A 26,763-nucleotide genomic window follows, 5' to 3' on the forward strand; every position below is an offset into this window, starting at 1 on the left:
CCGTGACCGCGATCGATCCGGAGAAGCTCAGCACGTGTCTTCAGGTGCTGGCCGACATCGAGTCGTTGCCGCCCGAGCACCCCGACGCCGTCGCCGTTAGACGGGCCACCGCGGCCATCTTCAAGTCGGTGAAGAAGGCCCGCCGGCACGCCAAGCGGGACGCGGTGGCCGCTGCTGACCGCGCCGTGATCGCTGCCACCGCCACCGGTGCACCCGGGCGCATCGACGACGAGACCGCCGGCCTTCCGCTGGTGTCCACCGCGGCCGGGGCCACCGCGGGAACCCTGCTGCGGTCGCGGGCCTGCTACATCTGCAAGAACCACCACACCGTCGTCGACGCGTTCTACCACCAGCTCTGCCCCGCGTGCGCCACGCTCAACCGGGCCAAGCGCGACGCCCGCACCGACCTCACCGGCAAGAGGGCCCTGCTCACCGGCGGCCGCGCCAAGATCGGGATGTACATCGCGCTGAGGCTGCTGCGCGACGGCGCCCACACGACGATCACCACCCGCTTCCCGAACGATGCGGTACGCCGCTTTGCCGCGATGGACGACAGCGCCGACTGGTTGCACCGGCTGCGCATCGTGGGCATCGACCTGCGCGACCCGGCTCAGGTGGTCGCGCTGGCCGACAACGTGGCTGCGCAGGGCCCGCTGGACATCCTGATCAACAACGCCGCCCAGACCGTGCGCCGTGCGCCGGGCTCGTACGCGGCGCTGGTCGAGGCGGAGCGCACGCCGCCGGCCGAACTCGCGGACGTGGACGTGGTCACCTTCGACCGGGTCAGCGACGCGCACCCGGCGGCGCTGGCCGGGAGCCTGGCCGAGCACCCGGATCCGCACGCCGTCACCGAACTCGCACTCACCGCGCGAAGCGCTTCCCCCGAGCGGATCGCGGCGGGCACCGCCATCGACGCGGGTGGCCTGCTGCCCGACACCGCCGCGGTGAACAGCTGGACCCAGCGGGTGCACGAGGTGGATCCGATGGAGCTGCTCGAGGTGCAGCTGTGCAACCAGACCGCACCGTTCATCCTGGTGAGCCGACTGCGCCCGGTGATGGCGGCGTCACCGGCGCGCCGCACCTACGTGGTCAACGTGTCGGCGATGGAGGGCCAGTTCAGCCGCGCCTACAAGGGCCCGGGGCATCCGCACACCAATATGGCCAAGGCCGCGCTGAACATGCTCACCCGCACCAGCGCCGCCGAGATGCTGGAGCAGGACGGCATTCTGATGACCGCCGTGGACACCGGCTGGATCACCGACGAGCGTCCGCACCCGACCAAGCTGCGGCTCGCCGACGAAGGTTTCCACGCTCCGCTGGATCTGGCCGACGGTGCCGCCCGCGTTTACGACCCGATCGTCCGTGGGGAGGCCGGCGAAGATCTGCACGGCTGCTTCCTCAAGGACTACGCACCGGCCAACTGGTAGCCGTCGCGTGGCCCTGCTTGCCGGGGCGGTCAGTCGACGGGGTTGGTGCGCTTGACGATCAGCGGATCGGCCGGCGTGAAGGGGAAGTTCGGCAGGTCGTCGATGTGGGTGTTGAAGGCGGCGGCCAACACCTCGCGCGAGTACGCGCTCGCAGAGGCGCGGTAACCGATGTCGGCGGGAAAGGGCTGGTCGAAGAAGATCAGGAAATGCCACTCGTCGGTGCCGAGGTTCTCGATGTGGTGCGGGTAGGCGCGTGGAATGAAGTACATGTCCCCGGTGGTCATGGTCCAGGTATCCAGCGTCCCGTCGGGATTCATGACGGTCATGCGCGCATCGCCGTGCTGGACGTAACCCATCTCCGCGGTCACCGGATGCCAATGCGGTTCGCGCATCCCGTCTTCGGCGACGCGCAGCGAGTACATCGACATGTCCTCGAGCACCGGCCAGTACTGGTCGCGGGCGAAGCGGGCGCTGCCGCTGACGTAGTTCAGTCCGGGGGCCTGGACTTCGACGTCGAACTTGTGCGGGTCGTTGAAGTACGCGTTGGCTGGGATCTCGGGATCACCGGTGCGGGCAGCCAGTCTGCGGTCGGTGGTGTCGCGGCGGATCCTGGCCAGGTCGGAGGAGGGCAGGTCGTAGGTGTTGCCCAGCACCGCGTCGGAGAAGGCGCCCAGCGTGGCTCCGAATCCGAAGTCCTCGGGGCGTTCGTTGCGGAACGCGATGATGAACTCGGCGACGTTGTCGCCGATGTTCTCGATGTGGTGCAGCGAACCGGAGGCGGCATAGAACATCTGCCCGGTGGTGATGACGAACGTCGAGAACCTGCTGCCGTCGTCGAGGATGGACACCAGCGCGGTGCCGGAGACGCAGTAGGTGAGCTCGTTGGCGTTGGCATGCCAGTGTGGGGTGCGCATCGCCCCCGGATTGATGAGCACCCGTTTGATCGACAGGCCTTTCAGGATCGGCAGGTTGTCGGCGGTGATGCGCCGGATCGAGCCGAGATCGGATTCCTCCACGATCTCGCCGTCGTGCAGTGAGGCGGTGTGGCTGCTGCGGGTGCTGGACGTCGTCATGGAGACGACTCTGCTATGCCGCGGGCCCGCTGTCATGGTGTCGGCCTAGCTCGTCGCGCCCCGCTAGGCCCCGCGAGCAGACACAAACTCGTACGATAACCGGGATATTTGCGCGAGTTTGTGTCTGCTCGCGAAAAGGAGCTAGCCGAGCAGTGGCCGCCGGTTTTCGGTCATCTCGTCGAGGGCGTCCCGCATGGCCGCGCGGATGCGTTCGGCGTAGGCGTCGGCCTGCTCGGCGGACGTCGGTCTCATCGGCGCCAGCACCCGGGTGCACAACTTGGTCGGCAGCGGGAACATTCGAGGAGTCTCCGTCTGCGCCATCCTGAATCGCGGCGAGCAGCGCGTCGGCGAGACTCTCGACGTCGGACTGGTCCCGGTTGTCTGCATCGTCGGCCATGCACGGATGGTAGGGAAACGTCGGGTGCTGCGGCCGTCCTCAGTCCACCAGCAGTTGCTGCGATTCCAGGCGGTCCCGTGCGTCGTCGGGGATCGGCGTCGGACCGTTGTCGTCCAACAGCACCAGCACCGTGTCGCACAGGCTGATGCACGCATCGCTGTGGAAGAGCGCTGTGGAGGCGACAAACGATGTCCGTCCGACGTGGCCGATGCCGATGGCGGTGTCGATCGCCGCGGGCCAGGGGGCCTCGCGCAGATAGTGGACGACGATCGTGGAGGTCACGATCCGTAGCCTCCGGCCTGCGCGGTCGTACACCTCGGGGAAGATCTGCCGGTTGAGGGTGGCTCGGGTGTTCTCGTGCAGCGATTCGAGGGCGACGTTGTTGAGGTGACCGTTGGCGTCCATGTCGCCGAACCTGGCGTCGATCAACTGGTGAACCGGATAGGACGTCGCATCCAGTCGTGCCGGGTGGGGCCGTGGCACCGTGCTGATCAGCGGTGGCGTCCGAGGTTCCATGGGGACAAACTAGCGCCTGGCCCCGGCAGGGTCTCGCACACTGCGGCGAGGTCCCGGCCCGCGTGCATCACGGTCCGGTCAGGCCGGATCACCGCGGCTGCCGCCCGGCCGCGGTGAAGCCATTGCGCGAGTGCGGAGTTCGCAGGGGCGAGGTACACGGCGGCTCCGCGCTGCTCGATCAGGGCCGACTGGGCGGGATCGGGCGTCTCGGTGGTGACGACGGCGAAACCGGGCCCCAATAGCGTGTCGAGTCGGGTTGCCCCGGCGATGACCGGGTTCGGACACAGCCGCCCCGCGAGCTGTCGTGGTCTGCGTGCCTTGTGTACCAGGGCCGAACGGCGCAACGGCGGGGTCTCCCCGTCGAGGACCTTGGCGCTGACCCCCGGGAGCCGTTGCAGTGCCGGCAGGGCCAATCGCCGGGTCAGGCTGCCGAACTCGCCGCCTGCTGTCATGCAGCGCCCGATTCCCAGCGCCAACCGGATCATGGCCCGGGCATGTGGCTTTCGTTCCTGCTCGTAGGTGTCGAGGATGTCAGCCGCCAGCGTGTTGTCGAGTACGCCGGCCAGCTTCCACGCCAGGTTCATCGCGTCACGCAATCCCGCCCCCATACCCTGTCCGATGAACGGCGGGGTGAGGTGCGCGGCATCGCCCAGAAGAAAGACCCGACCGCGGCGCCAGTGGTCCGCCAGCTGGGCGCGGAAGGTGTACTCGGTGACGCGCACCAGGGAAAGGGAATCGACCGGCACGCCGTCGACCCACGCACGCAGCAGCGGCAACAGCGCCTCGAGGGTCGCGTAGTCCTGTGCCGTCTCGGAGTCGAGAAGCCGGAACTCCCAACGGTAACGGGTCTCGCCGATGCGCATATAGGTGGCGGCGCGGTGTGGATCGCAGACCTGGTGGACCCCTTCCCATTGATCGAGATCGGCCGACGTCGCGACATCGACGACCAGCCATCGTTGTTCGAATCCGAGGTCGTGCATGCCGATGCCGATCCGGCGGCGGGTGACGCTGTTGGCGCCGTCGCACCCGAGGACGCAGTCGGCGTCGATATGGTGTTCGGCGCCGTCGGAGCGGTCGCAGTAGGTCACCCGGACCCGGTCCCGAGTCGGGTGGCTGATGTCGGTGACCTCGACGTCACCCCGCAATTGCACCTGCGGATAGCGCCCGAGATTGGCACGCAGCAGGGTCTCGAACTCGGGTTGGTCGAACATGTTCGCTTGCGGAAATCCGTTGCAGCTCATCGCCGTATCACGACCGAACTCGGCCAGAACGTTCATCGAACCATCAAGCAGCCGAAGTCCGAGCGCTGGACGTGAGATCGCGGCGAACCCCTCGGCCAGACCCAGACGGGCGACGATCCGGCAGATCTCGTCGTCCAGGTGCACCGCGCGCGGTTGAGGGTATACCTGCGTCCATCGATCGAGGATCACGCAGCTGATGCCGTACTGCGCCAACAAGGTAGCCACGGTGATGCCGGTGGGGCCCGCCCCGATGACGACGACGGGGGCGTGCTCGACACTCACGCGTACCTGACCACCGCACGCTGGGTACCGAGGTCGATCGCCGCGTCATCGGTGGCGATGCCGGCCTCCACCACATCTCCGGCTTTCAGGTAGTCGGTGTTCCTGGACTGGCTCCTGAAGAACGCCTTCCATTTCAGGGCCGGCGGCAGCAGCGCGCCGATCATCTCGATCGGCTTGGGGGGAGCGCTGAGCGCCGTCCCGGCCGGGGTGCCGGTCAGCACCAGATCACCGACGTCGAGTCGCTGGAACCGGGTCAGTTCCTGCAGGGCACGCAGCGGGGGATAGATCATGTCGCCGCCGACGACGGCATCCTGGCGCAGCTCGCCGTTGACGCGCAGTTGCAGACGCAGGTCGCTGAAGCGTTTCAGCTCGTCGGCGTCCATCAGCACCAGCGCCGGTCCTACCGGGGTGAACGTGGGGTAGGACTTCGCCTCGTAGAACTGCGTTTTCGGAAGCTGGATGTCGCGGGCCGACACGTCGTTGGTGACGACGAGCCCGGCGACGTATGTCGAGAGGTCCGATTCGTTCACGGTGGTGCCAACGGGTAACTCCCGGCCGATGACGAGGCCGATCTCGACCTCGTAGTCCAGGAAGCGGACGTGTGCGGGCTTGACGATGTCGGCTGTGGGGCCGTTGATCGACCCGGACGTCTTTCGGAAGAACGTCAATGGCACGGTCGCCGGGTCCATACCCGAGTCCTTCACGTGCGACGCATAGTTCGTCATCTGCGCGACCACCCGGCACGGCGTGGTCACGGGGGACACCAGGTCCAGGGTGTCGACGGAGACCGCGGTGGCAGGGTCGGTCGCGGCGTCGATCGCGGACCGGTCGCGCAACAACTCTGCGGTGGTGGTTGCGGTGGTGTTGATCTCGATGGCGCCGTCGCCGATCTGGACATACCAGGCATCGGCGGTGCGGAGGACGGTCGTGGTCATGAACTGGCTACTTTCATCAGGCCGCGCAGGCGGGTCAGGGTGAACTCGTTGTCGCGGTCGCGCACTGCGCGCCACATCGCGCCCAGTTCCTCGACCGGTTCGCGTCCGGGGGCGATGCCGAGGAAGTCTTTCGTCACCGGCGGACCCCACTGCGCGAGACCGGTTGCGGTGAAGGCTGCCCACCCGGGTTCAAGGCTGTTGTCGAACATGTCGCCGTCGGCGAAGTGCTCGACGAGGAAGCCGTCGGGGTCACGCCAGTAGTCGAAGATCTGGCTGCCCTGGATGTGGCGGCCGATACCCCAGGAGCGCTGGTAACCGTGATCGCGCAGGTACTCACCGCCCGCGGCCAACGCATCCAGGTCGCTGACCTGATAGGCGGAGTGCACGTATCGATTTCGCGGTCCGAGCGCCAGCGCGAGGGTGTGGTGGTCGGCGGGCGTGTCGCCCCGGTCGCAGCGGATGAAGCTCATCGCCGGGCCGAGGTCACGCTGACCGGGGAAATAGAGGAAGTCGCTGACGATCATCCCGAGGTGATCGAGATACCAGTTCAGGGTCTCGAGGTATCGGGTGCTCTGCAGTACCACGTGGCCCAGCCGCTGAACCCGGGCAGGGATCCGCGGTGGCCGTTGAGTCGCGTTGGTTCGCAACAAGGTTTCACCGAAGTTCAGCACCGGCGGCACCTGCCGAGGCAGCGGCGCCGACTCATGGGTTCCGGCGACGACGTGTACCGGGACCCCGCTCGGGTCGATCAGGTCGACCGAGATCCCGCCGACTGACTCGGGCAACGGTCGTGCGGCCACGCCGGTGGCGTCGGCCAGGCGCAGCACGTCGGCCTCGTCCCCGGCGGTGAACGCCACCCCGACGAACCGCGAGCGTGTCCCGTTGCGCACGATCACGCACGGCGCACCGGGATCGGTGCCGCGCAACTGCACCTCGTCGTCGGTGCGCATCGCCGTGGAGAACCCGAATGCCTGCGCGAACGCCTCGGCCCGCAGCAGATCCGGCTTCTCGAACTCCAGCCACGCGATGTCCTGCACCTTGATCACCGGATTGCGCGACCGACCAGGGTGTTCACCCCTGCGGGCACCCTGTTCGCTGTGCAGGTCTTGATGTGCGCCGACTGCATCGCCCATCACAACCTCCTCGCTTTTCTGACGATATCGTCACATGCGACGCTATCATCAGTCAATCATGCCTGACGAAATCCTCAGAAATGAGGAGTCGGTTAACATGGGTCGTCTGCTGGAGGTGTCCGAGTTGATGTCGCATCCCGACGATGTGCCGAACCGCCTTGCGCGCCGCAAACAGAAGACGCGCTCCGCCTTGATCGCGGCCGCGCAGTCGTTCATCGCGGAAGGGAAGCTCAACGTCCCGGTGCTCGAGATCACCCAGGCCGCCGATGTCGGGATGGGGTCGTTCTACAACCACTTCACCAGCAAGGACGAGCTGTTCGACGCGGCGTTGACGGAGGTGCTGGACGCCCACGGCGCGCTGCTGGACGAACTCACCAAGTCGCTGGACGATCCGGCCGAGGCGTTCGCATGCAGTTTTCGCCTCACCGGTCGGCTCTTCCGCCACCGTCCGCAGGAGAGTCGAGTGCTGCTGTCGAGCGGATTGTCGTTGCTGTCGTCGAACCGTGGGGTGGCGCCGAGGGCCAGACGTGACATCACCGAGGCCGTCGCGGCGGGTCGCTTCCACGTCGACGATCTCAGCGTGGCGATGGCCGTCGTCGGCGGGGCGCTTCTGGGTCTGGGGCAACTGCTCCACGACGAACCCGAGCGCGACGTCGCCGACACGGCAGACCGGGTCACCGAGCATGTGCTCACCGTCCTCGGCATGTCAGCCGGCGAAGCGCACCGGCTCTGTCAGCTACCGCTGCCCGACATCGACACCCTGGGACAGTCGGGTTCGGCTGCGTAGCCCCGCTCGGTGTTGTGGGCGCCGAGATCGCCCGGCATCTCCGGCCGATGAGGCAGACTTGCGCAGGTGACGAACCCGCCGCACCGCCCCGGACAGCCTGGTTGGCGCGGCCGGGGTACGCCGCGCACCGACCCGGCGACCCATCGGTTGCCGCGGCCGGGTCGGCACGAGCAGCCGACGGAGAAGATCCGCGCGCGACCTCCGGATGCGGTGCCCACCGAGCAGTTCCGGCGGCCACCCCCACCAGCACCGCCGCCGGCACGGCCACCAGCACCGCCGCCTCCGCAGCAGCCCGCGGCCGCCGGGCGTGCCGGCGCCGGTTTCCGCAACCGGCAGACGGCCGTTCTGATCGCGGTCATCGCGGTCGCGCTGCTGGCCGGGGGATTGGCCGGCGGTGAGCTCTACGCCCGACACCGCGCCGACGGCATCCTGGTCGGCGTCGCCGAATGTGTCGTCGAGGACGGGGCCACGATCTCCTACGGCGTGAACCCGCCGTTCCTGTGGCAGCACCTCACCGGTCGCTACACCAACATCTCGGTGCGGACTGCGGGGGACCGGGTGCAGTCCGCCGAGGGGATGACCGCGGTGGTCACCCTCGAAGATGTGCGACTGCAGGAGTCCGGGGACTCCAAAGGCACCATCGGGTCGCTGGATGCCACGTTGACCTGGACATCAGCGGGAATCAAAGACACCGTCGCGGACACTCTCCCCGGCGTCGGCAGTCTCGTGACCGGCGTCGTGACCGACCCGGCGGCGGGCACCATCGTCCTGCAGGCGGGCGAGAACAGCGTCACCGCCAGGCCCGTGGTCACCGACGGAGATCTCGAGCTCGAGGTGCTCGATGTCGTCGGGCCGTTTCCGCGCGACGCCGTGCAGAGCGCACTCGACGACCTCACCACGCGGCTCAACACCAACTACCCGCTCGGAATCCAGGCCGACAGCGTCGCGGTGACCGATGCGGGGGTCGTCGGGGAGTTCTCCAGCCGCAACGCGTCGATTCCGCAAGAGGACGCCAACCCCTGCTTCGCGCGACTCTGAGCGCGCCCCCCAATCCCGCCGGAACGGTATTCCAGCAGAGAAATCCTGAGTGCCGGCGTGCTGGAATACCGTTCCGGCGGAGGGTGATTCACTGTCCGCGGGCCAGTCGTTCCAACAACGGCCGCGTCCGGTAGGCGACGACTTCGTGCATCGCCACCGACATCGTGGTGCGCTGCACGCCGGGCACCGCGAGCACCAGTCCGGCGAGCCGATACAGGTCGTCGGCATCGGTGGCCACCACCGCAATCAGCAGGTCGGCCGCCCCGGAAAGTCCCGTCACCTGGGTGACCTGCGCGAGGGTCTCCAGCGCCGCGAGGACGTCCTCCAACTGGTGCTGGTCGACGACGGCGGTGATGAACGCCTTGAGCGGATAACCGAGATCGCGTGGTGATACGCAGCGGTCGATCGGCGCGAGCACTTTCTCCTGCTCCCACCGCGCCAGCCGCGCCTGCACGGTGTTGCGTGCGAGGTTGAGCGTGGCCGCGAGTTGCACTCCGGTGGCCCGGGGTGCGTCACACAGCGCCAGCAGTAGTCGGGCATCGGTGCGGTCCAGCTTCGCCATGCCGCGCAGTATCGCACGTCACACTTCTCCAGAAATGGGCAACATGCTCAACTAGATCGACCTTGCTTGCTCATAGTGCATGCGACTGCCACCCTGGAGATAGCAACACACCCATCAAGTGCCGAGGTGGTGAGCCCCGTTGACCGATCTCGACATCCGCCGACCCGACCCGGGCCGTGACACGAGTGGGTACCGACTCGGTGACCGCTACCGCACCGGATCGGGCCGAGTGCTGCTGACCGGTGTGCAGGCCATCGCCCGGGCGCTGATCGAACAACACGAGCGCGACGCCCGCGCAGGCCTGCGGGTGGCGACGTTCGTGTCGGGTTACCAGGGCAGCCCGCTCGGTGGCGTCGACCGGATGCTGGCCGGGATGCCCGACGTGCTCCACGCGCACGACATCACCTTCGTGCCCGGCGTCAACGAGGAACTGGCCGCTACCGCGGTGTGGGGCAGCCAAGCCGAACTCGCCACCTTCTCCACGGGCAATGCAGCCTATGACGGCGTGGTGGGCGTCTGGTACGGCAAAGGCCCCGGTCTGGACCGGGCCACCGACGCCCTGCGACACGCGAACATGTACGGCACCAACAACCGTGGCGGAATGCTGCTCCTCGTCGGCGACGACCCGGCGTCGAAGTCCTCCACCGTCCCGTCGGCCAGCGAGCGGTCGTTGGCGGCGCTCGGCATCCCGGTTCTCTTCCCCCGCAACGCCCGTGAGACCGTCACGATGGCCATGCACGGTGTGGCGCTGTCACGGGCCTCGGGCTGTGTGGTCGCACTCAAGATCGTCGCCGATGTGGCCGACGGCGCCTGGTCTGTTGGTCCCGACGACGTCGATGTCGACATCGTCACGCCCGAGGTGCTGTGGCAGGGAAGGCCGTTCGTCTACCGGCAACGTCCGATGGCGGCACCCGCCGCCAGCCTCGATGCCGAAGCGGACCTGTACGGACCGCGGGCCGAGGTGGTACGTGCCTACGGCGCCGCCAACGGTCTGGACGTCATCGAGGTCGACCCACCGCACGCGCGGATCGGGATCGCCGCCTCCGGCACGACGTTCGACTCGGTGCGGCAGGCGCTGCGTGACCTCGGTGCCGACGACTTCGCGCTGCACCGGGCCGGCGTCAAGCTGCTTCGGATCGGCATGCCCACTCCGCTGGGCCCCGACACCGTCAGCGCCTTCGCTCGGGGCCTGGAGGAGATCCTCGTCGTCGAGGACAAGACCGCGTTCGTCGAGCTCCAGATGCGCGACATCCTGTACGGCCGTGCCGATGCCCCGCAGATCCTCGGCAAGCGGGACGGCTGCGGTCAGCCGCTGATTCCCGCAGGTGGTGAGCTGACCGCCGGACGGTTGTCGGCACCGCTGCGCCGGGTGCTGAAAGATCGGTTGGCGCTGAGCAAACCGCCGCCCCCGTCGCTGTCGCTGGAGGTGCTTCCCACCCAACGCACCGCGTACTTCTGCAGTGGTTGTCCGCACAACCGGTCGACCGTCGTGCCGGAAGGGTCGCTGGCCGGCGGCGGGATCGGTTGCCACACGATGGTGACCATGTCAGGCCGCACGGACACCGCCGTCACCGGACTCACGCAGATGGGCGGAGAAGGCAGTCAGTGGATCGGTCAGGCCCCGTTCGCCGACGTGCCACATATCTTCCAGAACATCGGTGACGGAACGTTTTTCCACTCCGGTCAGCTCGCCGTCCAGGCCTGTGTCGCCGCAGGCGTCAACATCACCTACAAGCTGCTGTGGAACGAGGTGGTGGCGATGACGGGCGCTCAACACGCCGAGGGCGCCCTCTCGGTGGCCGAGCTGACCCACAAATTGACCTCCGAGGGGATCAAGCAGATCATCATCTGCGCCGACGAACCGAAGCGGCACCACAAGAGTGCCTTCGCCGAGGGCACGCTGCTGTGGCACCGGGACCGCCTCGACGAGGCGCAGAAACGGCTCCGTGAGGTCAAAGGCGTCACCGTGTTGATCTATGACCAGCACTGTGCCGCCGATGCGCGCAGGCAGCGCAAACGCGGGACGCTGCCCGCCCGCACCACCCGGGTTCTGATCAACGAAGCGGTGTGCGAAGGCTGCGGAGACTGTGGTGTGAAGTCCAATTGCCTGTCGGTGCAACCGGTGGACACCGAGTACGGGCGCAAGACACGGATCGATCAGAGCTCCTGCAACACCGACTACAGCTGCCTGGACGGTGACTGCCCGTCGTTCGTCACCGTCGAGGTGAAGCCGACGCGGGCGACGCGCCCCGTCCGGTCTCGGCCCGCTCCGCCGGTGCTGCCCGACGTCGAGCTGGAGCCGGTGATCGGTACCCATAACGTTCTCTTCGCCGGGATCGGTGGCACGGGGATCGTCACGGTGAACCAGGTGCTCGCCACCGCGGCGCTGCGCGCCGGTTACGACGTGGCGAGCCTGGACCAGACCGGTCTGAGCCAGAAGGCCGGCCCCGTCGTATCCCACCTGCGGTTCGCCGCGGGCGCGCTCGATCCCGCGAACCGGCTCACCCCCGCCGGCGCGGACTGCATCGTGGGTTTTGATCTGCTGGTCGCCGCCGACGCCAAGAACGTCGCCTACGCTGATCCGGCCAGAACCGTCTACGTGGTGTCGACGAGCAAGACGCCCACCGGAGAGATGGTGTCCGACAAGACGATCGCGTACCCTGAAACGCCCTACCTGCTCCACCGTTTGGACCAGGTCGCACGCAGCGTGTACTCCTTCGACGCCCTGGCGGTCTCCCGTGCCCTGTTCGGTGACACGGCCCCCGCCAACTTCCTGCTGATCGGGGCCGCTCACCAGAGCGGTGCGCTGAGGATTGCGGCCGAGCACGTGGAGGAGGCCATCACGATCAACGGCGTTGCCGTTGAATCCAACATCGCTGCGTTTCGCTGGGGGCGGCTCGCGGTCGCGGACCCCGCGCAGTTCGCTGGCCTCGTCGCGCCGGTGCCCGGCCCTCCCAGGGCTGCGGTGGCCCCCCGTGTCCTGGACGGCACCACCTTCTTCGGGCACGTCGGTGATCTCATCGCGCGGCGGGCGGCAGACCTCGTCGGATACCAGAGCGAGAAGCTCGCCCGCCGTTATGTGGAGGTGCTCCAGACGATCTGGTCGGCAGAGCGCGCCCTCGGGGAGCGGACCGAGTTCAGCCAGACCGTCGCCGACGGTCTCTACAAGTTCACTGCCTACAAGGACGAGTACGAAGTGGCGCGGTTGCTGACCGACGCACAGTTCCTCTCGTCGGTGCACGCGCAGTTTCCGACCGGCGAAAAACTGACCTACAAGCTGCACCCGCCGGCGTTGCGGGCGATGGGTCTGCAGAAGAAGATCGGCCTCGGCCCGCGCAGCCACGTCGTCCTGCGTGTGCTGGCCAAGGGAAAACGCCTGCGGGGAACCAGGTTCGATCCCTTCGGCTATGCCCACGTGCGCAGGGTCGAGCGCGGTCTGCTCGCCGAGTACACCGCCGTGGTGACCCGGCTTGCCGCCGAACTGGAGCCGTCCAACTATGACCGGGCCGTGGAGATCGCCGGGCTGGCGGAGATGGTGCGGGGCTATGAGGACATCAAACTGGCCGGTGTGCAGGCTTATCACGACCGACTGTGCGAACTAGGAATTCGCCGTTGACGGCTGCTGCACGTGCCTGGTGATCCACTGCGCGGCGAGCTTGACCAGGCCGGACTGCGGGTAGCGACTGTGGGAGTCGAAATCGTCGCCACGCGAACAGATCGGGTCGTTGGTGTTGCACAGGTCGGCGGTGCGGGCACCGAAGTCGGGGCTCAGGACCGTCAACGGTCGACCGAGCCGTGCCGAGGGGTTGCCGAACACCGCGACGGCGGCGACGTGCGGGACCACCGAGGCAGGCAGCGGCGCGGTGTAGCCGAGCACTGCGACCGGAGACGTGGTGACCACGTCGATGACGGCGGCACCCTGCGAGTAGCCGCCGAGCACGATCTTGCTGTCGGGGCATGTCGCGGCGATGGACTGGATCCGCCTGCTGGCATCGTTGGCGCCCACGGCGACCTGAAGGAAGTCCCACGAGGCCGGGTACCTCACCGCGTAGGCCCCGATCGTCTGGTCCTTCACCATCGGTGTCAGCGTGTCCACCAGCGCTCTGCCCACGTTGCCCAGCCCGGCAGGCTCGTCGGTGCCCCGGGCGAACACGATCTCGATGTCGTGGCACTGCGGGGCCGCCGCCGCGGTCGCGGGGCTCAGGCCGCTGAGGCCGCTCAAGCAGAGAAGGGCAGCAAGGGCTGACAAGGCGGCGCGCTGGGTGGCGGGGCGGATTGCCACGGTCTCTCCTCGACCTGAAGCGGGGGACGATCGTCCGCCAGTATCTACCCAATTTTCACATCTGTCACACCTGCAACAGCGTCAGCGGAACAGCCTGACCCTGGCACCTAGCGCGAGGACGCGTCGCCGTCCTCGAACGAGGTCGCGTGCCAGAACCCCGCACAACACGCCCGCCACGAAGACCCTGCGGGTGCGTCGTCTCGGCCGGCGGGTCACAACGGCGGCGAAGAAACCGGACAGGCCGGCAAGCAGGGTGACCGCCAGCAACAGCGAGATCAACTGCGTGGTCCCGAGCGAGTCCATACCGCAACCTCCGGGCCGTGTTCGTGTCGTCGGCTCGCCCGATCCAACCACCCCCGCCGCCGGATCAGGCTCGATGGTCATCGTTCGTGACCGAAGTGAGCGACAACCGTTAGCACTGCCGGTCAGGGGGTGTTCGAGGGGCCTTTCGGCCTCTGCGGGCAGGACCAACGCCAGCAGACGTGTCGCAGTCGCCGAGATACCGTCGGGTCACGACGCACCGTCGAGGGGAGATGCCATGACCGAGAGTTCTTCGCACGACGGGATCGTGGTGGGCGTGGACGGCTCACCGCAGTCCGACGCCGCGGTCGCGTGGGCGGCCCGTGAAGCCGGGATGCGGGGCGCACGGCTGACCTTGGTGCACGCACTCACCGACCCGACCGCCGCGGCATGGCTGGACGTCCCGTTGCCCGCGGAGTACTGGGAGGCGCAGCGCACGCGGGCCGCAGTGCTGCTCGACGATGCGACACGAATCGCCCGGCAGGAACTTCCGACCGACAGCACCGTCTCGGTGGACCAACACGTCACATCAGACAATCCGCGTGCGGTCTTGGTGGACCTGTCGAAGGACGCTGACATGGTCGTCGTCGGCTGTCGTGGTTTCGGCGCCATCCAGCGGGCGTTGCTGGGTTCGGTCAGCTCGGGCCTGGTACGCCATGCCCATTGCCCCGTGGCCGTCATCCACGACGAAGACCCGACACGGGACCGTGCCGGTGACGCACCGGTAGTGGTCGGTATCGACGGCTCTCCGGCATCCGAGCGGGCGGTCCAGGTCGCGTTCGACGAAGCCTCGCGGCGAGGCGTCGACCTCGTCGCACTGCACACGTGGCTGGAGAGCACCGACGACTTCATCGACGTCGGCTGGCCGAATGTCAGTGAGCGGGCCGACGAGATACTCGGCGAACGGCTCGCAGGCTGGCAGGAGCGTTATCCGGATGTCACGGTGCGCCGGATGGTCAAGATGAACAACCCGGTGCACGAACTACTCGACCTGTCCGAATCCGCCCAACTGCTGGTGGTCGGTAGCCATGGCCGCGGCGGCATCGCCGGGCTGGTGCTCGGTTCGGTCAGCTCGGCGGTGGTGCAAGGAGCCCGGATCCCGGTGATCGTCGCGCGGCAGTCCTGATGCCTGCGAACGATCCGCCCATCGTCGTCGGCGTCGACGGTTCGGAAGGTTCGATCGCGGCGGCACGCTGGGCCGCTGCTGTTGCGGTCAAGCTCGACACCGCGTTGCACCTGCTGTACGCGCTACCCAGCATCGGACGCAACCTGACCGAGTCAGCAGCGGCCATCGCCGCCGCCGCGATGAGTTACCAGCACGACGCAGTCGCGATGCTTCTCCAAGAAGCAGCCGAGGCGGTGCGTGCCGATCACCCCGCGCTGTCTATCAGCACTGAGGCGCTTGACATTCCAGTCGACGAAGCGCTGATCGAAGCCAGTCGTGACGCGCGCCTGGTGGTGCTGGGCGGTGATGGGGTGACACCTGCGGTGGCCTTGCTGGTCGGATCGACCACGGTGTCCGTTGCCACCCATGCCCGCTGTCCGGTGGTGGTCTGGCGTGGCGAACAGATGCCCGACGACGGTCGGGCAGTGGTCGTCGGGTTCGACTTCACGCCGGCCGCGCAGAACGCTCTGAACAATGCCTTCATGGTGGCCGGGTGTCTCGGCGCACCGCTGCGCGTGGTGTATTCCTGGCCGATGCGCACGCCCGTGGCACCGGTCAGCATCCCGTTCCTGATCGACTGGGAAGCGCTGGAAGCCGCAGAGTGGGGTCGGCTGGCCGACGCCGTCAACCGCGCCAACAAGCGATATCCGGAGGTCAGCGCCGAATTTCGGATCGAACCGACCAGCCCGGCCAAGGCGCTGCTGGGTCGTCGGACGGATGCTCAGCTGCTGGTGGTCGGCACGCGCGGCCGCAACATCGTCACCAGTGCGTTACTGGGCTCCACGAGCATGAACCTGCTTCAACACAGCAGGGTTCCGGTGATGATCTGCGGGCCGTAGAACGCGAGGCCGTCACTCCGCCGGGTGGCGGGATTGGTCCAGTTTGGAGACGAATATCGCCGCCTGGGTGCGTCGTTCCATGCCCAGTTTCGCCAGAAGCTTGGAGACATAGTTCTTCACGGTCTTCTCGGCGAGGAACATCCTGGCCGCGATCTGCTTGTTGGTCAGCCCCTCGCCGAGGAGGTCCAGCAACACCCGCTCCTGATCACTGAGCCCGGACAGCGGATCGGAATGGTCGGCGTCGTGGCGGAGCTTGGCCATCAATGCCGCCGCCGCCCTGTTGTCGAGCAACGAACGACCGGCACCCACGTCCTTGATGGCGGCGGCCAGTTCCATGCCCTTGATGTCTTTGATGACATATCCGCTGGCGCCGGCGAGTATCGCGTCGAGCATCGCCTCGTCGGAGGTGAACGAGGTCAGCATCAGGCACCGCAGGTCTGGGAGCAGCGAGAGCAGGTCTCGGCACAGCTCGATTCCGTTGCCGTCGGGCAGCCGGACGTCGAGGACGGCGACGTCGGGCGCAAGTGCCGGTATCCGGGCCATCGCCTGTGACACCGAGCCGGCTTCGCCGATCACCTCGAGCTCGTCGTCGGCGCTGAGGAGGTCGACCAGCCCACGACGGACCACTTCGTGGTCGTCGACGAGAAAGACTTTCAACACCCGACGTCCTCCCCCTGCCGATCAGCCGCTACCCAGAGTACGTTCTGCAGTCGGCAGAGGGCACCGAACGGCGGGCTCGGTGAGGACAGGCTAATTCTGCGAGGCGACCCGCCGGACTTCGAACACCTCGCCGATCGGCCGGCGCGGGGTCGGAGGAGGGACGTCGGCGGTGGCCGGCGCGAGCCCTACCCGGACCAGGACTTGGGGCGTGTTCGACCCGCTGAGTTTCGCCACGATCTCCCGGGTGGCCGGCAACTCCATCAGATGGGTCACCGTGCAGGTGGCCAACCCTGCCATCGTGGCGTCGAGGAGAACCGCGGACAACGCTTCTCCACAACGCAACACACTGTCTCGGGCGTCGTCGAAGGTCGACAACACCACGATCTTGGAGTGGTCCTCACCGACTTCTCCGCGTCGGTGCGAATCGCCGGTGACCGGAAAGCTGCGCCCGACATCGACGCGGTCGCTTTCGGCCGCCGAGACCAGCGCACTCTGCGGGATGCCCTCGTCGTGGGCCACACCCGATGTCCACCAATGAATCTCCCGGTGATACGACGAGTCATACATGCGCAGCGACTCGACGAGATCGGAGGCCTGCGCGAGCTGTGGTCGATTCTGCTCCGCGATCACCGCAAGCGGCACTGCGTCCGCATCGAGTGTGGCGCGCAGTTCCGATTCGAACAATTCCCAATCCGGCGGCTCGGCGAACGGGAGCCTGTCGGTGCGACGACTCAGGATCGCCTCGGCGCGGCGGCGATGCCCTTCGGTGACGAACGTGTTCGCGCTGAAATCGATCGAGGCCAGGTGGTCGAGGTCGTTGGGGTTGGGGAAGCGGTCGACGTGGGCGGTCCAGCCGGATGCGGCCATGGCCACCCGGAAGTGGTCGAGGACGGCTCCGCAGCTGATCAACGCCTCCCGGCCGGAACTGTCGGTGGATGGGGCGGAATGCTCTGGATCGATGAACAGATGGACGGCATCACCGTCGAGGGTCCAGCGCCAGGGCTGGCTGTTGTGCACCGACGGCGCCCGGCAGGCCAGCTGCACTGCGGCTTTGATGATCTCGGCGTCCACCGTGAAGTCACGCATCGGCTACCTCCTAAGTCACCATCCATCGTCGGCCGGTGCTGGGGGTCAGGCCAGGGCCAATGGTCCTCTGTGCGGTGGCCTAGTGCTCTGGTGTCGTCGCTGACCACGGTCGAGCCTTGAGGGCATGAACGGTGACCTGGCCGCGCAGGTACGAGAGACACACACCGGCGTCGTCGTGCTACTCGGCGACAAGGCATACAAGGTCAAGAAGCCGCTGGTGACCGATTTCCTGGACTTCAGCACCACCGCTCATCGGGAACGCGCATGCCAGCATGAGCTCTCCCTGAACAGGCGACTCGCTCCCGGCAGCTACCTCGGAGTGGCCCATCTGAGCGATCCGCAGGGCGGCGACGCGGAGCCTGTGATCGTGATGCGGCGTCACTCGGATGCGGCCCGGCTGTCAACGTTGGTCAAGAGCGGCCGCCCGGTCGGGGACGAACTGCTCGCCATTGCGAATGTGCTGGCACGCTTTCATGCGTCGGCGGAGCGGGGACACACAATCGACGGCCAGGGCACCGTCGAGGCCGTCTGGGGGCGATGGCAGCAGAACCTGCGCGAACTGGCGGAGTTCCCCGAGGAGGTGTTGCCGCAGGACTCGATTCGGGAGGTGACGCGCCTGGCCGGTCAGTTCGTCGCAGGCCGTGACGAGTTGTTCACCCGCCGCATCGAGGAGGGCCATATCCTCGATGGACACGCCGACCTGCTGGCCGACGACATCTTCTGTCTGCCGGAGGGGCCGGCGCTGCTGGACTGCCTGGAGTTCGACGATCGGCTCCGGTACGTCGACGGCATCGACGACGCCGCATTCCTTGCGATGGACCTGGAATTCCTCGGTAGGCGTGACCTCGCCGACCACTTCCTCGATCGGTACACCCAGCTGGCCGCGGACTCGGCGCCGAGCTCGCTGGTCGACTTCTATGTCGCCTACCGGGCGCTCGTCCGCGCCAAGGTCGACTGTGTGCGGGTCTCGCAGGGACACCCCGAGGCAGCTGATGACGCCCGCCGGCATCTCGGCATCGCCGTGCAACGGCTGCGGGCGGGCACCGTTCGGCTCGTCATCGTCGGCGGCGGACCGGGGAGCGGAAAGACCACGCTGGCAACGGCTTTGGCTGCTCAGCTGGCAGCCCACGTCGTCTCGACCGACGTCGTGCGCCGGCGGTTGCAGGACCACGGCGTGGTCGGCGGCGCAGCCGGCGATCTCAACGCCGGACTGTACTCGCCGGAAAACGTCGCCGCGGTCTATGACGCGGTGCTGCGAGAGGCGCAGGTATGGTTGCGCGCCGGGCATTCGGTGATCCTGGACGGCACGTGGCGAGACGCCGGGCAACGCGACCGCGCACACGACCTGGCCGACCGCACCTCGGCAGCACTGGTCGAATTCACCTGCTCCGTACCGATCGCCGAGGCATCGGCCAGAATCGAGCACAGACCACGATCGAATTCGGACGCCACACCGGAGATCGCCGCTGCACTCGCCGATGCCGATTCTCACCGCAGCGGCGCCCATGACATCGACACCAGCCGGCCGCTGGCGGACTCGGTGAAGGAGGCCATAGAAATATGTTGCCGGACAACAGAGCTCGCCCGTCGAAACGACCGTGCCGGTGGGGCGGACGGCGACCGTGATGTCCGGCCGCGGTGACCTTTGGCCCTCCCCACAGAAGTGGTCGCGGCGTAGGAATTAGAGCATGAGCAACAAAGCCGACTCGCCGGATACCATCGACGTCACCGTGACGACCGACGGACGATTGCCCGGTGCCGCCGAATACGCCCGCAACAGGATCAGCGAAATCGCCAGGTTCACCGGCCGGCCGGTGCTGCACGCACGGGTCAGGCTCACCCGGCACACCGATCCGGCAGTGCGGCGACCCGTTGTCGCTCAAGCCAACCTCGACGTCGACGGCCGGCTCATCCGTGCCCAGGTGGATGCCGCCACCGCGCGCGAAGCCATCGATCGGCTCGAGGAACGGTTGCGGCGTCTGCTCGACAAGACGGCCGAGCACTGGGAGGCGCGGCGCGGCCGGCTGCCCGAATCGGCCCCGCACGAGTGGCGCCATCAATCCGAGCCCACCCAGCGGCCACACCATCATCCCCGGCCGGCAGAGGACCGCCAGATCATCCGCCGCAAGTCGTTCACCATGGCCGCCTGCACCATCGACGAAGCCGCACTCGAAATGGAGCTGCTGGACTACCAGTTCCACCTGTTCACCGAGAAGGGCAGCGGTATCGCCAGTGTGCTCTACCGCACCGGACCGACGGACTACCGGCTTGCCCAGGTGGTAGCGGTGTCGCCGGAGCAGCTGGCACCGTTCGAACTGCCGGTGACGTTCAGTTCGCAGCCGGCTCCCTGCATCACGGTCGAGGAAGCGACCGAGCGGCTCGGGATCCTCGACCTGCCGTTCCTGTTCTTCATCGACGCCGCTCAAGGCCGGGCCAACCTGCTCTACCACCGCTACGACGGCCACTACGGTCTGATCGCCCCGGCGTGACGATCGGTCGCCGGGATCCCTAGCCTCGGACGACTGTCACCGGCGCGTGCGCGGCTCGGGCGACCGCAGCGCTCACCGACCCCAGCAGCATCGAGGTGAACCCGCCGCGGCCGCGGCTGCCGACGACGACCAACCCCGCGCTCTGGGATTCGTCGATCAACCACCGGGCGGGCCGGTCGCACACGATTCGCCGGTGAACGTGGACGTCGGGATACTGTTCCTGCCAGCCGGCCAGACGTTCGGCCAGCGCTTCGTGGCCCTGGTCTTCGTACTGGTGCCAGTCCGCGCCGAGGATCGCGAAGACGCCGACGTCGCTCCACGCATGCAGCGCAACAAGATCCACGCCCCGGCGGGATGCCTCGTCGAAGGCGAACGCGGTGGCCGCCTCGGAGGCGGGCGAGCCGTCGATGCCCAGCAATACCGGCGACCCCGGATCTGACGGGCGGGTGTCGTCATGGACGATCGTCACCGGACAGTGCGCGTGGTGCAGCAATCCACCGCTGACCGAGCCCAGCACCGCACGGCCGACACCGCCGATGCCGCTGCTGCCCACGACGACCATCCAGGTGTCCTGTGTGGTGTCGACGAGGGCCGTGAGGGCCCCGGCGTATCGGATTTCGACGCGCACCGACAGTTCGCCCTCGGCTGCGCTGGCGGACAGGACCTTCTGTGACGCGGCGATGACCGCGCGTGCGGTGTCCTCCTGCCACTCGGCGATGCTCGCCTGGACCGGACCCATCGGCCAGCCCACGATGACGGGGGTGACGACGTGCATCAGTGTCAACGGCAGGTCGCGCAGCACCGCCTCCTGCGCTGCCCAACGGACGGCTGCATCTGACTGCGCCGACCCGTCGACTCCGACGACGATTCCGTGCCCGGCCGCAATCTCTGACATCGTGCCCCCAATGTTCGGCTGAGTGGAGACTAAAGGCTGGTCCCGGTGATGCCCAGGGCCGTTCGTCACCCTGACTGCCCCCGCCAGGCTCAGCCGTCCACACGCTGTGCGACGTATCGCACGATGTCGTCGAGCGTCCGCAACGACGCGTAGTCGGATTCGGGGATGTCGATGTCCAGTCGCTTGTGCAGACCGACCAGGAAGTTCAACCAATCCATCGAGTCGAGATCGACCTGATCGCGAAGCAGGACATCGTCACTGATGTCGTCGGGTTCGACTTCAGGGGCGATGGTGGTCAGCACGGACAGGACTTCGCCGCGGACGTCATGGTGCACCATGCTCGGGCCTCACTTCTCCAGTTCCTCTGGCTGCTGTAGCAGTTCGTTGATGGTGGCCAGGAACAACGCGCCCCGGTGGCCGTCGCTGGCGCGATGGTCGGCCGCGAGCGACGCCTGCACCGTGGTGGCGATCCGGATGCCCCCGTCGACTGCACACACCCGTTGCGCGGGCTTGCCGAAACCGACCAGGGCGACCTGCGGGGGATAGATCACCCCGAACACGGCGTCGACGCCCTTGTCGCCCAGGTTCGTGACCGTGATGGACGGATCCGACATCTCCGAGCTGCGCAGCGACCCGGCCCTGGCGCGGGCGACCAGATCGCTGAGGTCGGCCATCAACTGATCGAGGTTCTTCTCCGGGACATCATGGATGGCAGGCGCCACCAATCCGCCCCCGCGCAACGAGATCGCCACGCCGACATGCACCCCGGCGGCAACTTCGTAACCCTGCTCACGCCAGAAGCCGTTGAACTCGCCGTAGCGTGCCGCCGCGACGCCCACAGCTTTGAGTTGCAGCACGGCCGGCAGGACGCGTTCGGTGATCGGTCGCTGCGCATTGCGTTCGGTCAGCCAAGTCACTGCCCGGTCCATGAGGATCTCGTCGGCCAGGTAGTAGTGCGGGATCTCCCGCTTCGATCGGCTCATCGCGGCCGCGATGGATTTGCGCATCTGGGCGGCGCGGTCGGAAACCGCGGTGGCCTTTGGCTTCTCGATGGGCGCCGCCGCAGCGGCGTGTTCGACATCGCTGAGGGTCACCGCCCCCTGCGGGCCGGTGCCGGTCAGCGCGTCGACGTCGACGCTCAGCGATGCGGCGAGCCGGCGCGCAGCGGGGGACACCCAGCGACGCCGGTGCGACGCCCCGGGTGGGCTCGGCGGGAGTGTGACGGAAGGCTCCGCGACGGTTGGCGCCGCGGTCTCGACGCCCGGCTCCGGCCGGGCGTCACCGTCGGCGTCGTCGAGACCCACCAGGGTCGCCAGCGGCGTGCCCACCTGCACTGTGTCGCCGACCGGCACCAGCAGATCCTGAACCGTTCCGGCGTGCCAGCATTCGATCTCCACCGCAGCCTTGGTCGTCTCGACGACGGCGACCACCTGGCCGCGAGCCACCTCGTCACCCGGTTTGACGAGCCATTCCTGCAGGGTTCCCTCGTCCATGTCCGAGCCGAGGGCCGGCATTTTGAACTCGATCATGGCCGGCCCCCGAAGAGGCTCTTCACGGCCGCGACGATTTTGTCAGGTTGTGGCAGGGCCGCCTGCTCCAGGTGTTTGGCGTAGGGAATCGGCACCTCGGCGCTGCAGACCCTGGCGATCGGTGCGTCGAGTTCGAAGAACGCGTTCTCGACGATGCGGGCGCTGACCTCCGCCGCCAGACTGCCGGTGCGCCACGCCTCATCGACGATCACCGCACGGTGGGTCTTGCTCACCGAGGCGATGACGGTTTCCGTGTCCAGGGGGCGCAGCGACCGCAGATCGACGACTTCACAGTCGATTCCGGTCAGAGCCAGCTCGTTGGCCGCATCCAGGACCTTGGGTAGACAGCCGCCGTAGGTGATCACCGAGACGTCGGTTCCGGTGCGGCGGATGGCGGCACCGGACAGTTCGGTGGGTCCCAGCGTCTCGATGTCTGCGGCCATGTTGTAGAGCTGGACGTGCTCGAAGATGATGACCGGGTCCGGGTCGGCGAGCGCGGCGCCGAGCATTCCGTAGGCATCCTCCACGGTCGCCGGGGCCACCACCTTGATGCCGGGGATGTGCGCGTACCAGCCTTCGAGGCTGTGTGAGTGCTGCGCCGCGAGTTGCCGGCCGGCTCCGGTGGCCATCCGCACCACGAGCGGTACCGAGAACTGTCCGCCGGACATGTGTCGCAGTGCCGCAGCGGTGTTGACGATCTGATCGAGCGCCAGCAGGCTGAAGTTCACGGTCATCACTTCGACGATCGGGCGCAGCCCGCCCAAGGCGGCCCCGATGCCGATTCCCACGAAACCCAGTTCCGACAGTGGGGTGTCGCGCACCCGATCCGGGCCGAACTCGTCGAGCAGACCCTTGGACACAGCGTAGGTTCCCCCGTAGTGGCCGACGTCTTCCCCCAGTAGCACCACTCGGGTGTCCTCGCGCAGGGCGTCGCGAATCGCGTCGTGGGCGGCGGTGCGATATGTCGTCTTCACGAGACCCTCTCCGCGGGCGGTGTCAGCACATCACGTTCGAGATCGTTGACGCTCTCCCATGTCCCGGCTTCGGCGAACGCCACTGCGTCGGCGACTTCACTGTCGGCTTGCGCCTCGATGGCACTGACGTCTTCGGCGGTCAGAATGCCTGCGGAGACACATTTCCCGGAGAACGCCACGATGGGGTCGCGGTGGCGCCACACCTCGACTTCGGATTTGTCCCGATAGAGCTCCGGGTCGAACATCGAATGCGCACGGAATCGATACGTGCGGAACTCGATGAAGAACGGGCCACCGGAATCACGGATGTGGTCGGCACCTTGTCGGGCGGCTTCGTGGCAGGCGTCGACGTCCATCCCGTCGACCGCGAGGGTCGGGATCCGGTACGACGCTGCTTTCACCGTGAGGTCCGGCTGTGACTGCTCGAGCTCCAGCGCGGTGCCCATCGCGTATCTGTTGTTCTCGCAGCAGAACAGCACCGGCAGCTGCCACAGCTCGGCCATGTTCAGCGATTCGTGGAACGCCCCTTCGGCGACCGCGCCCTCGCCGAAAAAGCAGGCCGTCACCCGGCGCTGGCCGAGCATCTTGTCGGCAAACGCCAACCCCGCGGCGACCGGCAGGCCGCCGGCGACGATGGCGTTCCCGCCGTAGAACCGGGTCGCGGCGTCGAACAGGTGCATCGACCCGCCGCGGCCACGTGAGCAGCCCTGCTGCTTGCCGAACATCTCGGCCATGATCGATTTCATCGGGATGCCCCACAGCAACGCATGTGCATGCTCACGGTAGGTGGCGACCACGGCGTCGCCGGCGGTCAACGCACGCAAAGCTCCGGCGGCCACCGCCTCCTCCCCGACATAGAGGTGCAGGAATCCACGAATCTTGCTTTCGCCGTACAGTTCTGCGCATTTCTCCTCCATGCGCCGCACCCGCACCATGTCGGAGAGCAGTGCCCGGGCAAGCTCGGGGTCGGTCGCAGTCTCGGGTTCGGTCATGACCAGGCCTCGCTCACGTGGGTGTCGGGTGCCGATTCGATGGTGGACGTGTCACCTTCGGGCAAACCCAGTTCGCGCGCCTTCAGCAGGCGGCGCATGATCTTGCCGCTGCGGGTGTGCGGTAGTGAGTCGACGAACTCGATGTGCTTGGGCGCCACCGCAGCTCCGAGCCGCTTGCGGGCGTGCCCCAACAACTCCAGCCGCAGCGCGTCCTCGGCGTCGTAACCGTCCTTGACCGTGACGAACGCCTTCACCACCTCGCCGACGGTCGGGTCCGGGATGCCGATGACGGCCGCCTCTGCCACCGCGGGATGATCGGTCAACGCGCTCTCCACCTCGAACGGACCGATGAGGTGTCCGGCTGACTTGATGACGTCGTCGGCGCGACCGACAAACCAGAAGTAGCCGTCGGCGTCGCGTTTGACGAGATCTCCCGTCAGGTACATGCCGTCGGTGAAGGATTTCCGGTAGCGCTCCTCCTGGTGCAGGTAGCCGCGGAACATCGACGGCCAACCCGTCTTCAGCGCCAGCTCACCCTCGACGTCCGGCTCGTCGACAACCGACACGGAACCGTCCGCACCGCGGCGCACCACGTAGGCGTCGACCCCGGGCAACGGCCGACCCATCGAGCCCGGCTTGATATCGAAGGCCGGGGTGTTGGCGATCATGATGCCGCCGGTCTCGGTCTGCCACCAGTTGTCGTGGATGGGCAGGCCCAACACCCGCTCTGCCCACCAGACAGCTTCGGGGTTGAGGGGCTCTCCGACGCTGGCGATGAACCGCAGCTGTGGGAATCGGTAGTCCCGGGCCACTTCCGGCCCGGCTTTGATCAGCATGCGGATCGCCGTCGGCGCGGTGTACCACACGGTCACGTGCTGGTCCTGCAGGATCCGGTACCAGCGGTCGGCGTCGAACTCCGCCTCGTCGACAATCGAGGTGACACCGTGCAGCAGGGGAGTGATCACGCCATACGACATGCCGGTGACCCATCCGGGATCAGCGGTGCACCAGAAGATGTCGTCTGGGTGCAGGTCGAGCGCGTAGGACCCGGTGACGAAGTGCATCGTCACGGCGCCGTGGACGTGGATCGCGCCCTTCGGGGTGCCGGTGGTGCCGCTGGTGAAGTGCAGCAGGGCTGGGTCGTCGGCGGTGGTGGACTCGATCGGGGCCACATCGTCGACGGCGTCCATCCGTTGCCAGAAATCCAGCGGCGCGTCCTCGTTACCGGCGTCGACGACTTGTGCCTTCCCGTCGTCTCCGACGACTGCCGCCTTCCCGTCGTCTCCGACGACTTCTGCCTTCCTGTCGTCTCCGACGACTGCCGCCTTCCCGTCGTCTCCGACGAGGATCACATACCGGACCGAGGTCAGCCGGTCCCGGATCTTGGCGATCTTGCGCCGGTACAGCGCCTTGCTGGTGACCAGCACATCGGCCTGGCCGATGTCGATCCTGGTGGCGATCGGCTCCGGGCCGAACGCCGAGAACAACGGGGACACCACGCTGCCGTTGCGCAGCGCACCGAGAATGGTGATGTACAGCTCGGGGATGCGGTCCATCATGGTGAAGACCCGATCGCCTTTGCCGATGCCCAGTGAGCGCAGCACGTTGGTGAATCGCGCAGTGAGGCTTGCCAGTTCGGCGTAGCTCAGGTCGCGTGTGGCCGGCGTGCCGGCCTCATCCGGCTGCATGACGAACCGGAGCGCAGTGCGAGCCGCCGCTGGACCGTCCACGTGCCGGTCGACCGCCGCGTAGGCGATGTTGCATCCCCCGGACGGCATGCCGGCGCAGACGTCGGGAACCTCGGTCCAGTCGAAGGCCGCCCGGGTCTGCTGGTAATCGGTGAAGTTGGGCTGCAGACGCCACGCACCCGGAGTCTTGTGGATGACCGTCATGTCGGAACCTGTTCTTTCGGCGGATTCAGCACTCCGCGGCGGAGCGCGGGACCGATGTTCGCCATCACCCGCTCCAACAGGGCGGCGCATGCGGTTCCGTCGTCGGCGAGTGCGGCCAGCCCGCGGTGCCGCAGGTAGACCTGCAGCCGCCGGTCGATCGACCACCCGGCGTAGGTGGGTCCCGTGAACTCGGACTCCAGGAAGTCCCACGAGATCGACTCCAGGTCAATGTCCATCGAGGGGCTTGGCGGCGTCATCGGTGATCCCTT

At 67.4% G+C, this 26,763-nt stretch carries 26 protein-coding genes; 8 read left to right on the plus strand and 18 right to left on the minus strand.

Features of this window, described 5'->3' with window-relative positions:
- Positions 1-2: 2 nt before the first annotated feature.
- Positions 3-1,427 (plus strand): SDR family NAD(P)-dependent oxidoreductase, encoded by a 1,425-nt coding sequence (locus BEMPMBAN_RS21975; RefSeq protein ID WP_159233361.1) that lies wholly within the window; start codon positions 3-5, stop codon positions 1,425-1,427.
- Between the two features lie 29 nt (positions 1,428-1,456).
- On the opposite strand, the gene BEMPMBAN_RS21980 is transcribed toward BEMPMBAN_RS21975, so the two are convergent.
- From BEMPMBAN_RS21980 to BEMPMBAN_RS22005, 6 genes are all read right to left on the minus strand, one after another.
- Complete coding sequence (locus BEMPMBAN_RS21980; protein WP_159233362.1) at positions 1,457-2,500, minus strand: cupin domain-containing protein; 1,044 nt, start codon at positions 2,498-2,500, stop codon at positions 1,457-1,459.
- A gap of 141 nt (positions 2,501-2,641) precedes the next feature.
- Positions 2,642-2,797, minus strand: coding sequence for a hypothetical protein (locus BEMPMBAN_RS21985; protein ID WP_159233363.1), 156 nt, complete (start codon positions 2,795-2,797; stop codon positions 2,642-2,644).
- A 139-nt stretch (positions 2,798-2,936) separates the two neighbouring features.
- Complete coding sequence (locus BEMPMBAN_RS21990; RefSeq protein WP_159233364.1) at positions 2,937-3,413, minus strand: acyl-CoA thioesterase; 477 nt, start codon at positions 3,411-3,413, stop codon at positions 2,937-2,939.
- Positions 3,389-4,936 carry a bifunctional 3-(3-hydroxy-phenyl)propionate/3-hydroxycinnamic acid hydroxylase MhpA gene (gene mhpA, locus BEMPMBAN_RS21995; RefSeq protein WP_159233365.1) on the minus strand — a complete coding sequence of 516 codons (1,548 nt, stop codon included), beginning with the start codon at positions 4,934-4,936 and terminating at the stop codon, positions 3,389-3,391. Before mhpA ends, BEMPMBAN_RS21990 begins: the two co-directional genes overlap by 25 nt.
- Complete coding sequence (locus BEMPMBAN_RS22000; RefSeq protein ID WP_159233366.1) at positions 4,933-5,871, minus strand: fumarylacetoacetate hydrolase family protein; 939 nt, start codon at positions 5,869-5,871, stop codon at positions 4,933-4,935. Before BEMPMBAN_RS22000 ends, mhpA begins: the two co-directional genes overlap by 4 nt.
- Complete coding sequence (locus BEMPMBAN_RS22005; protein ID WP_159233367.1) at positions 5,868-7,004, minus strand: VOC family protein; 1,137 nt, start codon at positions 7,002-7,004, stop codon at positions 5,868-5,870. The genes BEMPMBAN_RS22000 and BEMPMBAN_RS22005 overlap by 4 nt, the downstream gene beginning before the upstream one ends.
- A gap of 127 nt (positions 7,005-7,131) precedes the next feature.
- Here BEMPMBAN_RS22005 and BEMPMBAN_RS22010 point away from each other — a divergent pair, with 127 nt between their 5' ends.
- Together BEMPMBAN_RS22010 and BEMPMBAN_RS22015 are read left to right on the plus strand one after the other, a co-directional pair.
- Positions 7,132-7,791 (plus strand): TetR/AcrR family transcriptional regulator, encoded by a 660-nt coding sequence (locus BEMPMBAN_RS22010; protein WP_159233426.1) that lies wholly within the window; start codon positions 7,132-7,134, stop codon positions 7,789-7,791.
- Positions 7,792-7,857: 66 nt separating this feature from the next.
- Positions 7,858-8,829 carry an LmeA family phospholipid-binding protein gene (locus BEMPMBAN_RS22015; protein WP_159233368.1) on the plus strand — a complete coding sequence of 324 codons (972 nt, stop codon included), beginning with the start codon at positions 7,858-7,860 and terminating at the stop codon, positions 8,827-8,829.
- Positions 8,830-8,917: 88 nt separating this feature from the next.
- Here the strand turns inward: BEMPMBAN_RS22015 and BEMPMBAN_RS22020 are convergent, their stop codons facing one another.
- Complete coding sequence (locus BEMPMBAN_RS22020) at positions 8,918-9,391, minus strand: Lrp/AsnC family transcriptional regulator (RefSeq protein ID WP_159233369.1); 474 nt, start codon at positions 9,389-9,391, stop codon at positions 8,918-8,920.
- A 139-nt stretch (positions 9,392-9,530) separates the two neighbouring features.
- On the opposite strand from BEMPMBAN_RS22020, the gene BEMPMBAN_RS22025 reads away from it, so the two are divergent.
- Positions 9,531-13,007 (plus strand): indolepyruvate ferredoxin oxidoreductase family protein, encoded by a 3,477-nt coding sequence (locus BEMPMBAN_RS22025; protein ID WP_159233370.1) that lies wholly within the window; start codon positions 9,531-9,533, stop codon positions 13,005-13,007.
- Here BEMPMBAN_RS22025 and BEMPMBAN_RS22030 read toward each other — a convergent pair.
- A complete protein-coding gene (locus BEMPMBAN_RS22030; RefSeq protein WP_234897640.1) occupies positions 12,990-13,640 on the minus strand; it encodes a cutinase family protein in 651 nt (216 codons plus the stop codon). The two genes, BEMPMBAN_RS22025 and BEMPMBAN_RS22030, sit on opposite strands and share 18 nt — an antisense overlap.
- A gap of 114 nt (positions 13,641-13,754) precedes the next feature.
- Positions 13,755-13,976: a hypothetical protein gene (locus BEMPMBAN_RS22035; protein ID WP_159233372.1), complete on the minus strand. Its 222-nt coding sequence runs from the start codon at positions 13,974-13,976 to the stop codon at positions 13,755-13,757.
- Between the two features lie 235 nt (positions 13,977-14,211).
- Between BEMPMBAN_RS22035 and BEMPMBAN_RS22040 the strand changes: the two genes are divergently transcribed.
- Positions 14,212-15,099, plus strand: a complete 888-nt coding sequence (locus BEMPMBAN_RS22040) for a universal stress protein (RefSeq protein WP_159233373.1) — start codon at positions 14,212-14,214, stop codon at positions 15,097-15,099.
- Positions 15,099-15,977, plus strand: a complete 879-nt coding sequence (locus tag BEMPMBAN_RS22045; protein ID WP_159233374.1) for a universal stress protein — start codon at positions 15,099-15,101, stop codon at positions 15,975-15,977. The genes BEMPMBAN_RS22040 and BEMPMBAN_RS22045 overlap by 1 nt, the downstream gene beginning before the upstream one ends.
- Positions 15,978-15,989: 12 nt before the next feature.
- On the opposite strand, the gene dosR is transcribed toward BEMPMBAN_RS22045, so the two are convergent.
- Together dosR and BEMPMBAN_RS22055 are read right to left on the minus strand one after the other, a co-directional pair.
- Entirely contained in the window at positions 15,990-16,637 is a 648-nt protein-coding gene (gene dosR, locus BEMPMBAN_RS22050) for a hypoxia response regulator transcription factor DosR/DevR (protein ID WP_159233375.1), read from the minus strand.
- 90 nt (positions 16,638-16,727) lie between these two features.
- Positions 16,728-17,723: an Acg family FMN-binding oxidoreductase gene (locus tag BEMPMBAN_RS22055; RefSeq protein WP_159233376.1), complete on the minus strand. Its 996-nt coding sequence runs from the start codon at positions 17,721-17,723 to the stop codon at positions 16,728-16,730.
- Positions 17,724-17,847: 124 nt separating this feature from the next.
- On the opposite strand from BEMPMBAN_RS22055, the gene BEMPMBAN_RS22060 reads away from it, so the two are divergent.
- Together BEMPMBAN_RS22060 and BEMPMBAN_RS22065 are read left to right on the plus strand one after the other, a co-directional pair.
- Complete coding sequence (locus tag BEMPMBAN_RS22060; protein WP_159233377.1) at positions 17,848-19,365, plus strand: bifunctional aminoglycoside phosphotransferase/ATP-binding protein; 1,518 nt, start codon at positions 17,848-17,850, stop codon at positions 19,363-19,365.
- A gap of 46 nt (positions 19,366-19,411) precedes the next feature.
- Positions 19,412-20,212, plus strand: a complete 801-nt coding sequence (locus tag BEMPMBAN_RS22065) for a sigma 54 modulation/S30EA ribosomal C-terminal domain-containing protein (protein WP_159233378.1) — start codon at positions 19,412-19,414, stop codon at positions 20,210-20,212.
- Positions 20,213-20,231: 19 nt separating this feature from the next.
- Here the strand turns inward: BEMPMBAN_RS22065 and BEMPMBAN_RS22070 are convergent, their stop codons facing one another.
- The 7 genes from BEMPMBAN_RS22070 to BEMPMBAN_RS22100 form a co-directional block, all read right to left on the minus strand.
- Positions 20,232-21,107 (minus strand): universal stress protein, encoded by an 876-nt coding sequence (locus BEMPMBAN_RS22070; protein WP_159233379.1) that lies wholly within the window; start codon positions 21,105-21,107, stop codon positions 20,232-20,234.
- A gap of 89 nt (positions 21,108-21,196) precedes the next feature.
- Entirely contained in the window at positions 21,197-21,445 is a 249-nt protein-coding gene (locus BEMPMBAN_RS22075) for an acyl carrier protein (protein WP_159233380.1), read from the minus strand.
- A gap of 9 nt (positions 21,446-21,454) precedes the next feature.
- Positions 21,455-22,636 carry a dihydrolipoamide acetyltransferase family protein gene (locus tag BEMPMBAN_RS22080; RefSeq protein WP_159233381.1) on the minus strand — a complete coding sequence of 394 codons (1,182 nt, stop codon included), beginning with the start codon at positions 22,634-22,636 and terminating at the stop codon, positions 21,455-21,457.
- Positions 22,633-23,610 (minus strand): alpha-ketoacid dehydrogenase subunit beta, encoded by a 978-nt coding sequence (locus BEMPMBAN_RS22085; protein ID WP_159233382.1) that lies wholly within the window; start codon positions 23,608-23,610, stop codon positions 22,633-22,635. Before BEMPMBAN_RS22085 ends, BEMPMBAN_RS22080 begins: the two co-directional genes overlap by 4 nt.
- The gene (pdhA, locus tag BEMPMBAN_RS22090) at positions 23,607-24,602 is read right to left on the minus strand and encodes a pyruvate dehydrogenase (acetyl-transferring) E1 component subunit alpha (protein ID WP_159233383.1); all 996 of its coding nucleotides are present in this window, start codon (positions 24,600-24,602) and stop codon (positions 23,607-23,609) included. The genes BEMPMBAN_RS22085 and pdhA overlap by 4 nt, the downstream gene beginning before the upstream one ends.
- Entirely contained in the window at positions 24,599-26,494 is a 1,896-nt protein-coding gene (locus tag BEMPMBAN_RS22095) for an acetate--CoA ligase (RefSeq protein ID WP_159233384.1), read from the minus strand. Before BEMPMBAN_RS22095 ends, pdhA begins: the two co-directional genes overlap by 4 nt.
- Entirely contained in the window at positions 26,491-26,751 is a 261-nt protein-coding gene (locus tag BEMPMBAN_RS22100; RefSeq protein ID WP_159233385.1) for a hypothetical protein, read from the minus strand. Before BEMPMBAN_RS22100 ends, BEMPMBAN_RS22095 begins: the two co-directional genes overlap by 4 nt.
- Positions 26,752-26,763 lie beyond the last annotated feature (12 nt).

It is taken from the genome of Mycolicibacterium austroafricanum, from assembly GCF_902705885.1.
Classification (GTDB): Bacteria; Actinomycetota; Actinomycetes; order Mycobacteriales; family Mycobacteriaceae; genus Mycobacterium; species Mycobacterium vanbaalenii_A.